This is a genomic window from Dyella acidisoli (assembly GCF_030160295.1).
Classification (GTDB): domain Bacteria; phylum Pseudomonadota; class Gammaproteobacteria; order Xanthomonadales; family Rhodanobacteraceae; genus Dyella_B; species Dyella_B acidisoli.
On record NZ_BSOB01000021.1, the window covers coordinates 1 to 9,029 of the forward strand.

The 9,029-nt window shown below is 57.2% G+C and carries 6 protein-coding genes; 2 read left to right on the forward strand and 4 right to left on the reverse strand.

The genetic code is table 11. The features are described from left to right. Nucleotides 1–153: 153 nt before the first annotated feature. The 4 genes from QQJ86_RS12675 to QQJ86_RS12690 all read right to left on the reverse strand — a co-directional run bounded on the left by QQJ86_RS12675 (nucleotide 154) and on the right by QQJ86_RS12690 (nucleotide 6,034). Nucleotides 154–1,086 (reverse strand): hypothetical protein, encoded by a 933-nt coding sequence (locus QQJ86_RS12675; RefSeq protein WP_284321319.1) that lies wholly within the window; start codon nucleotides 1,084–1,086, stop codon nucleotides 154–156. A gap of 402 nt (nucleotides 1,087–1,488) precedes the next feature. After that, nucleotides 1,489–2,715 (reverse strand): SGNH/GDSL hydrolase family protein, encoded by a 1,227-nt coding sequence (locus QQJ86_RS12680; protein ID WP_284321320.1) that lies wholly within the window; start codon nucleotides 2,713–2,715, stop codon nucleotides 1,489–1,491. Nucleotides 2,716–2,922: 207 nt separating this feature from the next. Then, on the reverse strand, nucleotides 2,923–4,752 hold the full coding sequence (locus QQJ86_RS12685) for a S53 family peptidase (protein ID WP_284321321.1): 1,830 nt from the start codon (nucleotides 4,750–4,752) through the stop codon (nucleotides 2,923–2,925). A gap of 487 nt (nucleotides 4,753–5,239) precedes the next feature. Next, nucleotides 5,240–6,034 carry a response regulator transcription factor gene (locus QQJ86_RS12690; protein WP_284321322.1) on the reverse strand — a complete coding sequence of 265 codons (795 nt, stop codon included), beginning with the start codon at nucleotides 6,032–6,034 and terminating at the stop codon, nucleotides 5,240–5,242. A 108-nt stretch (nucleotides 6,035–6,142) separates the two neighbouring features. Here QQJ86_RS12690 and QQJ86_RS12695 point away from each other — a divergent pair, with 108 nt between their 5' ends. After that, a complete protein-coding gene (locus tag QQJ86_RS12695) occupies nucleotides 6,143–6,628 on the forward strand; it encodes an SgcJ/EcaC family oxidoreductase (protein ID WP_284321323.1) in 486 nt (161 codons plus the stop codon). Between the two features lie 586 nt (nucleotides 6,629–7,214). After that, nucleotides 7,215–8,852, forward strand: a complete 1,638-nt coding sequence (locus QQJ86_RS12700) for a glycoside hydrolase family 28 protein (protein ID WP_284321324.1) — start codon at nucleotides 7,215–7,217, stop codon at nucleotides 8,850–8,852. The last annotated feature ends 177 nt before the right edge of the window (nucleotides 8,853–9,029 follow it).

Below are 9,029 nucleotides of genomic sequence, written 5' to 3' on the forward strand. Positions count from 1 at the left end.
TTGGTGAGGCCTCATACATAGATGCAGCCGGCATTCGGGGATGAAAAAAGCGGTTGACGAAGGGGGCGAGTCCATACATAGGCTGGGATGAAATCCCAGCATCGAGAAGTGTCGTAAAGGCATGCTGGGATTGTCATCCCAGCCTACATTGGATCAGGCGTGCACCTGCCGCGCCTTCAAACCAAAGCGACGCACCATCCGCTGCACCAACGGCACCTGCAACACGTCATTGGCAGGTTCGAGCATGACTTCTTCGGTACCGTCATCGAGTTTCAGCGCTCCGCTGGCTTGCATTGCCCAGCAGAATGCGTTGGCGGTTTCCATCGACACGCCGCAATGTTCCGCCAGCCCTTGCACGTGCCAACCCTTGCGATGCAGTGCCGAAGACAAACGCAGCGCTTCTTTGTTGTCTGGAAATGCGATCAGATCCGGCCACACGCCAAGGCGGTAGGCTGTGTCGCTGATCGGCGCGAGGCTGGATTGATGGCGATGGCAGGCTGAAACCAGAAAGCTGTCCAGGCTTTCGGAAATCAGCCCTTCGTACTGATGTTCGCAGGGTGCCGTGATCGCTACGCAAGACCAGGTTGCATCCAGCAGTTGCTGTTTCGCCACTTCGAGCTCTTCTCTCGAACTGGCGTAGATGCGGCGGGTATTGTGGCGAATGACCACGGAACTCGTGCCGTTTCGCACCAGCACCTCATGGCCGTTTCCGCCCTGCAGAAGGCATATGCCGAGCAGCCCCTTTGCTACATTGTCGCTGGCAGCGGCCGGCACGTTCTGCAGCGCATGCTCGATCATCTTTGCAATGGCCGAAGCCGTAGCATGCTTGTCGACGCGGGCACCGCTGAGATGCCCAGTGCGCTCGTCTTTGCTCAGAAAAAGCACGTGGGTGTCGCTGTACAGAGCCAGTTCGTAGGCGACTTGGCCTTGCTCGCTATCCAGATCGGCGACAAGGATGTCGTAGGACTTGCCCTCCCATTTGTGCAACTGAACAGGGGTGGGGGAGGACATCAGGAGTTTGCAGGCGAGCCAAAACCTGAGTTCGACTTCGTAGGGAAGGCCGGCCAAACCGATATGCACTTTCATGGATGATTCCTCCCGAATGCGGCAACTGCAGGCCTTCCCCTTAAAGAACCTGCAGCTCGTACATCCGGGTTTGCGACAACTTCACACCTAACGTTCTTAGGCAAATACAACAGGCAGGGAAATCATCGCGGGTAATGCATTTGACCGCTATCGCAACTTGGGTCGATTAACTGTCAGAAGAGGTCAATATCGCCATGCGCCAAAACGCAGGAAAAAATGTCCTGAAATGACAGATTCGGGGCCGCTTCCTGCCATGCCGGGTGCGGCGCTTCTTGCTTGGGGGCGTGAATCGCTGTTGGGATATCACGCCGCGCGACATTCGACTCCCTCCCCTGCGTGCAGGGGAGGGGGCAAATATTGGCGAGTTGAAATTTGACGCCAGCACAACCTAAGCAAAGGCACTTACGGCTTATCACTAAACAACTTCAAATCCACCGCATTGGCCATCGCCTGATAACCCGCACTGCTTGGATGCAAATGATCGCCACTGTCATAAGCGGCAAGCATCTTCTCCGGTGCGGCCGGATCGCGGACTGCCTTGTCGAAATCCACCACGCCATCGAAGGCGCCGGAGCTGCGTATCCAGGCATTCACCTCCTGGCGCGTCTTCTCGCCCGCCACACTGTGATACGGCCAGCCGTTGCCGCCGTAGGGCGTCAATGTGGCGCCGTACATCTTCACGTGCTTGGCGTGTGCACGGGCGATCAGCGTTTTCATGCCGTCGATCAACTGCTGTGCGGTGATCTTGTCCTTCGCTTCCCATGCGTAACCTGAGCCGCCGATATCGTTGATGCTTTCCAGCAATACGATCCAACGCACGCCTGGCTTGTCCAGCGCATCGCGGTCGAAGCGCGCCAACGCGCTTGGACCATAGTTGTCGTGCAGAATGCGGTTGCCGCCGATGCCGGAATTCGCCACGCCGATGGACGAAAACTTTGCATCGGCTTGCAGGCGTACAGCCAGGTAATCTGGCCAGCGTTCGTTTGCGTTGTCCTTGGAACCCACGCCGTCGGTGATGGAATCACCGAAGGTGACGATGGTGTGTTTGGAAGAAGGGCTGGCTACTTCAACGTCGGTGAGAAAGAAGCGGTTACCGCTCACTTCATCACGGGGAAACTGTATCGCTGCGGTGGCATCGCCACTTTCGGTGATATAGGACGTAGCGAGGGCTGCGTTGTGGATCGTCGATGCGTGGTATTGCGCGTCGGCCGGCACGTAGATGCTTACAGCGAGTTGCTGCAGCGCTTTCACATCCATCTTCACCGGATCGCTCAGTACGCTCTCGCCCTTGGCAATGGTGACCGTGGGCTTGCCGTTGAACAGCAGCACATGATCACTGCCGGACACCGTATCCGATTCATGGTCGCTCAACGCCACATGCACCGGCCCCAAGGTGATCGGTACATTGCCGAACAGATTGGAGAGGCGAACGCGCACTTCCGAGCCACCGATGCTGGCGCGCACGATCTGCCGTACCGTCTGTGCATTCAAGACCGGACCGGCGATATCCGGCGTCGCTGCCCAGGTGTTCACCCACGCCCGATGATCCGCACCGCTGGCGGCCATCGCGCTGGCCACGACCGTGCAAACCGAACCGGCGAACACCCACTTCAATAACCGCTGACGCATATCGCTAATCCCCAATTGTCTTGGCAGCGGCACGTATAGCAAATGCGGGATTAACTTAATCGCGATCACGCATTACAAAATTTATCAGGCGTGCGTGCGGCAAGTACTTGTTGCGGCGCAAAAAGGAGACGCCCGCTCCATGTGCGGAGCGGGCGCTGAAACTCGAAACGCGTGCCGTCATGCGGCCGGCACGTTTGCTTGCGTGAATTACCAGTACTTGGTGATGTAGCTGTCGAACGCGCTGATATTCAAGCTACCCCAACCGGTGGTGTTGTCGTAGCCCACCTTGGCGTTGTAGCCGTGGCCTTCATAGCCGTTGTTGCCGGAGACCACATCGTGCAGCGGCGCCTTGTGCTTGTTGAAGTGGATGTACATGTTGCGCGCCGGCATACCGAGCGTGTTGTTATGTGCGGATTCCATGCGCGCCCAGACACCCACGAACAGCGGAGAGGCGAGGCTGGTGCCGCCGATGGCTTGTGCCTGGCCTTGTAGATAGATATTGGCTCCCGTACTCAACGCAGCATCGAACGCCACATCCGGCAATTGGCGCTTGGTGACATTGGCGCCCAACACGCGCGTCTGCCACGAAGGTGCAGTTTCGAAAAGACTGACGCCGCCGGTACTGGCCCATAGTCTTTCGTTGAAGTCGCCGTTCGTTTCGTCCACGTAGGAAAGGCCCTCGTTCCACACCGTTTCTCCGGCCCAGGTCTTGCTGCCGATCGTCTTGAGCGTGGTACCGCCGACGGCAATGACATAGGGTGACGTGGCAGGTTCTTCCACCGAGTAATGCGAAAGATCGATCTGCACGACGCCGTTGCCGTTGGCGACGTAGCCTTGCGCTCCCTCCGTCGGATCGTTGGACCAGCCGTAGACGCCTTCGTCGCCGGACGCAATGGAGAAAGTCTGCCCCTGTGCCACTGCCTGCGCGAAGACTTTGTCGTCCGCCGCCTGGCTGCCATCATTGTGAGCGGCTGTTTCATCGCCACCCAGAGAGACGTTGATCACCTTGGCGACGTTTTCGGTAACCGCCTTGTTGTACGCGGCCATCAGCGTAGCGTTGGTCAGGCCGCTGTCCTGGCTGTCTCCGTTGACTGCGGTATAGAACACCAGCTGCTTTACACCACCGGAGATCCCGATGATGCTCTGGCTGTCCAGATTCCACTCGGAAAAAGCGTTCTGGTCGACCGCGAGGGTGCCGGCGCTGCCTGGTGAGACATGCGTATTGACCGTGGGCAGATGATTGGCCATGGTGAACGTGGCGAGATCGCTGATCGTCTGGCTCAGATCACCCCACGTGATGATGCCCACCACCGTCTTGGACGCCGTGGGCGTGCTGCCTGCGTCGTAGATGGAAGCGAAGTCGGTGGGATTGTGGGCCACTTCGCCCGCTGCGGCCGCAATCATCGACTTGTCGGAGGCGCGATGCATCAAAGTGTGTGGCTTGGCGTAATCCTGCAAGCCGACCACGGCATCCACGATCTCGCCCAGCGCTGCCGGGACGGTGACGTCGGCGCCGTTGGCGTAGTGCTGTTTGTTCTTGAAGGTGAATGTCTTCATCTGTGCGTGGAATGCGGCATTGACCGCCGCGGCATTGCCGTCGGCGGAAACGAGCATGTTGTTCGACGCAACTTCCACATGGTGAAACCCGTAGGCGGTGAGGTGGGCAATGACGGCCTTCACCTGATCGTCGGTCGGCGCAAAGCGGGCCTTGAACTGTTCCGGCGTGAGGAATTGCTGGTAGAGCGGACTATGCGGGTTGTTCACGTCTTCCAGAAACGTTTCCAGCTCCGTGACATTGCGCAGATTGAGGCTCAACGAAACGTGCATTGGCTTGCCCGATTCAAGCTCTGAAACCCGCGCAGCTTCGATCGTCGGGTGATGGGCTGCGGTAAGCGTGACAACCTGGCTGCCGGTGTTCTGCAGGCTTGCATGTGTACGCGTAGCCACCCAGGCATCCTGCGCATGCGCTGTCACGCACAGCGACAACGCCAGCGGCAGAAGCAGTTTGCGGTAATTCGAAATACAGCTCTTCTTCATCAGAAACTCCCCGTTGCTAAATAAAGAGACAAAACGGCCCTCTGAGGCCGTTAAACCTCAAGTGTGTGGATAGAGATGAATGGCTTGATGAGGGTGGTAAAGCTGTGTAGCCACTGCTTGGTTCACACGCTCCCGTCAGCACGAGCCGCACGACTCGCACAACCGGGAAATCCCCTAAAAAACGTGTGGAACAAATCTATCGTCCCCAACGATAGACCGAGTCAACCTAGTTACTTCTGCAACCGTCGACAATGTGCAATGTGAGTGATGACGATCACATAACGTTGCAATTGGTCACATCATGACCGAAAAAGTGTCATCTTCGGACTGTCGTGATTTCAGTTTTTCCGCATGAGGACACATCGTCGATGATGACGTCACGAAGGCCATGCGTAGGTTGGGATGCAAACCCCAACATCACGATGTATGCAGGCATGGCAATGTTGAGTTTTGCATGTCAACGTACGGGTTTGCGGAGAATTTTGCCTCAGGTCGCATCAAGCCCGTATCTGGCCGCATAGACCGCAGCTTGGGTTCGATCCGAAAGACCAAGCTTGTGCAGGATGCGCTCGACATGGCTTTTTACTGTGCCGGGGGCGATGTTCAACTTCTCCGCGATGCCGGCGTTGGTCAGTCCGTGCGGTAGCCACGCAAGTACCTGCAACTCGCGTGCGGTGAGCAGCTTATCCGGAGATGCCGCGTCGGTTTTTGCTGCAAGGGGAGTGGGTTCCGGTGATGCGAGTAGGGCCGCAGCGAGTGTCACACCCACTATACGCAACGTAGCAATGTGTTCGAGACCGGGAAGCGTCTTGCCGTTGGAACTCGTCAGCATCAGCAACCCCGCCGTGCGATGGTTGAAGCGCAACGGGATAAGAACGTCAAATCCACCGTCCGTCTGGGAGTCAGTAAGCGGTGTGCTTTGCGAGTGCTGGTGAATACGCGGCAGGCCTGATGCGTCATCAACGATGTGCATCACGGACGGATCAGTGATGCGCGTGCCGATCGGCTGCGCGTGACCGCGTGAGGCGAGTACATGCCAGCTGTTCCCCTTTTGAGCGATCAGTAATCCATCCTGCAACGACATGAATCGCAGGATGGTGCCAAGAATGCCATCCATGGCTGAGGGCTGCTTGCCATACGCTTCGAGCGCAAGGGCGACCTCGGTAAAAAGATGCAGCGCAGTGTCGCTGTGCTCCGAAGCGGCCATGCCCAGGCTGGCATACGTGCTGCCGCCGTCTAGCGAGTTGCTCGCAAACCGCTCGATCTTTATGCCACTCGGCATAACCACATCTCCGTCAAATGGCCGACTCGTGAGTGCGAGGAGATGGGCAAACTGGTTTAGCCGGCCAAAACATGGCCGCATTGGCTTTTTCGTTTTTGTGGAGCATGTATGAAACAAATCCTGCTTGCGTTGGCATTGCTTTTCAGCACCGCCGCATTTGCCAAAGACGCTGCAATCCCAAAGCTATACAGCCAGGTTGCCGCTGCGCCGACCGATCCGCGCGAAGCGGAAATTGCTGCGCTATTCGATCGCTGGAACGCGACGCTTGCCACGGGTGATGCCGACAAGGTGGTTGCGTTGTATGCGTCGAATGGCGTGCTGGAGCCGACGGTTTCGAACGAGGTTCGCGTCACGCCGGCTGCCATCAAGGATTACTTCGTCAAATTTTTGAAGATGAAGCCGCAGGCAGTCATCAATTACCGGGAAATCCGTTTCCTGGCCGACGATGCCGCGCTCGACACCGGCGTTTATACCTTCACGCTGACGAAGGAAGGCAAGGTGCAGAAAGTGCACGCACGCTATACCTACGTCTACGAGAAGATCAACGGCGAATGGAAGATCATGAATCACCATTCGTCGATGATGCCTGAGTGATTGAAGCCGGCATTATTACCGGGCGGTACTGTAGCCGTCACTCGCCGCTGCGCGTGTGACGGCTTTCCGCATAGCGGCTTGTTATGAAAGGCCAGTCGGTAACGCTCATGACAAGTTGCGCGTCAATGCAGTTTGCATTTTTTAAGCAGAAGATCGATAGCACTTCGGTTGTACAGTCATTTCAGAGCGGTGCTGCGAGAAAGTGATAAGCATGACGTTGTTGAATCTATGAGAGTCATCAACAAACGTTAGCGCTATTGCACTTAATATTATTCGCAGCAAGCGATCGTGGTGTTGCGCTGATAAATGCGCACAGACAACGACACGGTTCGCAGCATCGCTATATCAGGGGAAAAGGGGTAAATACATGGCGCGTGTGCCATTGCGCACGAGCGCCGATGTGGCTGCGCGCGCACGTTGGTCATGAACAGACAAGGCATTGTTCGTTACGCATGTGTGTGAAATGGTTTTGTAATGCATGAGTCATTGTGGGCGAACGTGCATGACATTTTTCCCTTCTTCCTGCGGTGAATAAGAGAAACGGGTGTTTGTTGTTTCAATCGAAGTTTTATCCACGGAGCATTGCATGAAAGCAAAATCCCTATCGCAGAAAGTGTTGTCCCGCGCGGTATGCGCCACGTTGGGCACGATGATGTTCGCCACGGCTTTCGCCGCAACGACCACTTCGTCCTCCAGCGTGCAGACGTCCTGGGGCACGATCAACGAACCATCGCTGCCGGTCGCCAGCGCGGTATGCAAAGCCGTTCCTGCAACGCAGAAACCGGTGAACGGCTTGCTCGATGCCTCGGTCGATGCTGATCCGACCACGTCGGCACCGGATACCACGGCTATCCAGAGCGCCATCGACCATTGCCCGGTTGGTGAGGCCGTGAAGCTAGTCGTCGGCAGCCATGGTGAATCGGGCTTGCTGACTGGGCCAATCACTTTGAAGTCCGGCGTAACGCTGTGGATCGACAAGGGCGTGACGGTGTTTGCTTCGCGCAATCCTGCCGATTACGACAGTGGTCTTGGCCTGTGTGGTATCGCCAATACCAACAGCAAAGATTCCTGCTACCCACTGATCAGCGGTAATCACCTCGTGAACAGTGGCATTGTCGGTGAAGGCGTGATCGACGGTCGCGGCGGCAGCGTGCTGACCACAGGCGACAACGCTGGTTCGAAGACATGGTGGGACGTCGCCTATCAGACCAAGCTCTCGTCCAAAGTTACACAGCACAATCCGCGCCTGCTCGACGTCAACGGTGGCAGCAACTTCACACTGTACGGCGTGACGTTCCAGAACTCGCCGAATTTCCATCTCGTGTTCGATGGCCTGGACGGCATCACTGCGTGGGGTATCAAGATTCTTACGCCGAGCCTTGCCTACACCCAGCCGGGCTACGCGTGCGCCGAGGGCACCACGCCGGATACGGTAAATGGAACCTATGCGACGTGCTTCACGCCTGAAACAGTGAAGAACACCGACGGCTTCGATCCGGGCGAGTCGAGTCATGTGCTGATGGCCTATTCGTACATCAGCACCGGCGACGACCATGTGGCGGTGAAGGCCGGCTCCGGTTCGGGCTCTCAGCACCTGATGTTTGCGCACAACCATCTGTACTACGGCCACGGCCTGTCGATCGGCAGCGAGACCAATACCGGTGTGAGCGACATGACGGTGGAAGATCTTGTCGTGGACGGCCATGACAGCTCAGAGAGCGTGGGCATTCGCATCAAGTCGGATGCGACACGCGGCGGTTTGGTGAGCGGCGTGACCTATCAGGGCGTATGCGTGCGCAATGTACGTCAACCGCTGGTATTCGACGCGTTCTACAGCGCGGCCAAGACCAAGACGAAATATCCCTCGTTCCGCAACATCACGGTTACCGGCTTCCATGACATGGGTAGCGCCGCGTACGGTGGTGGCGAGGCGATATTCGCCGCATACGCCAAGTATCCGCTGCAGATTGCGCTGAACAACGTGCAGTTCGACGGCGCGCAGCCGAAGGCCTCCATGAAGGGGCATGACGGTAGCCCGAGCGTCTTGCCGGCCAACACCACCTTCACCTTCGGCCCGGGTACGGTGAGCTTTGCGCAGGAGTTGGAACAGCAGCATGGCGGCGGTGTGACGTTCGTCGATTCCGTTACCCAAAGTCCGGCGCCGGTGGATTGCAGCAACGCGTTTGTGAAGTACAGCAGCGTGTCGGCGAATTCGCCGATCTAACTCGCATAGTGTTTGCTCCGGTTCCCTCTCCTGCGCGTAGCAGGGGAGGGAATTTTTTTGGAGTCGTGGTTGGGTAATTACATGGACTCGCCCCCGCGCTAAATAAGGCCTCATGGGCCAGCGGTGGAGAGTAAAACTATCCACCGTTCTGTAACGAGCGAGGGCGAGTCCATGAAA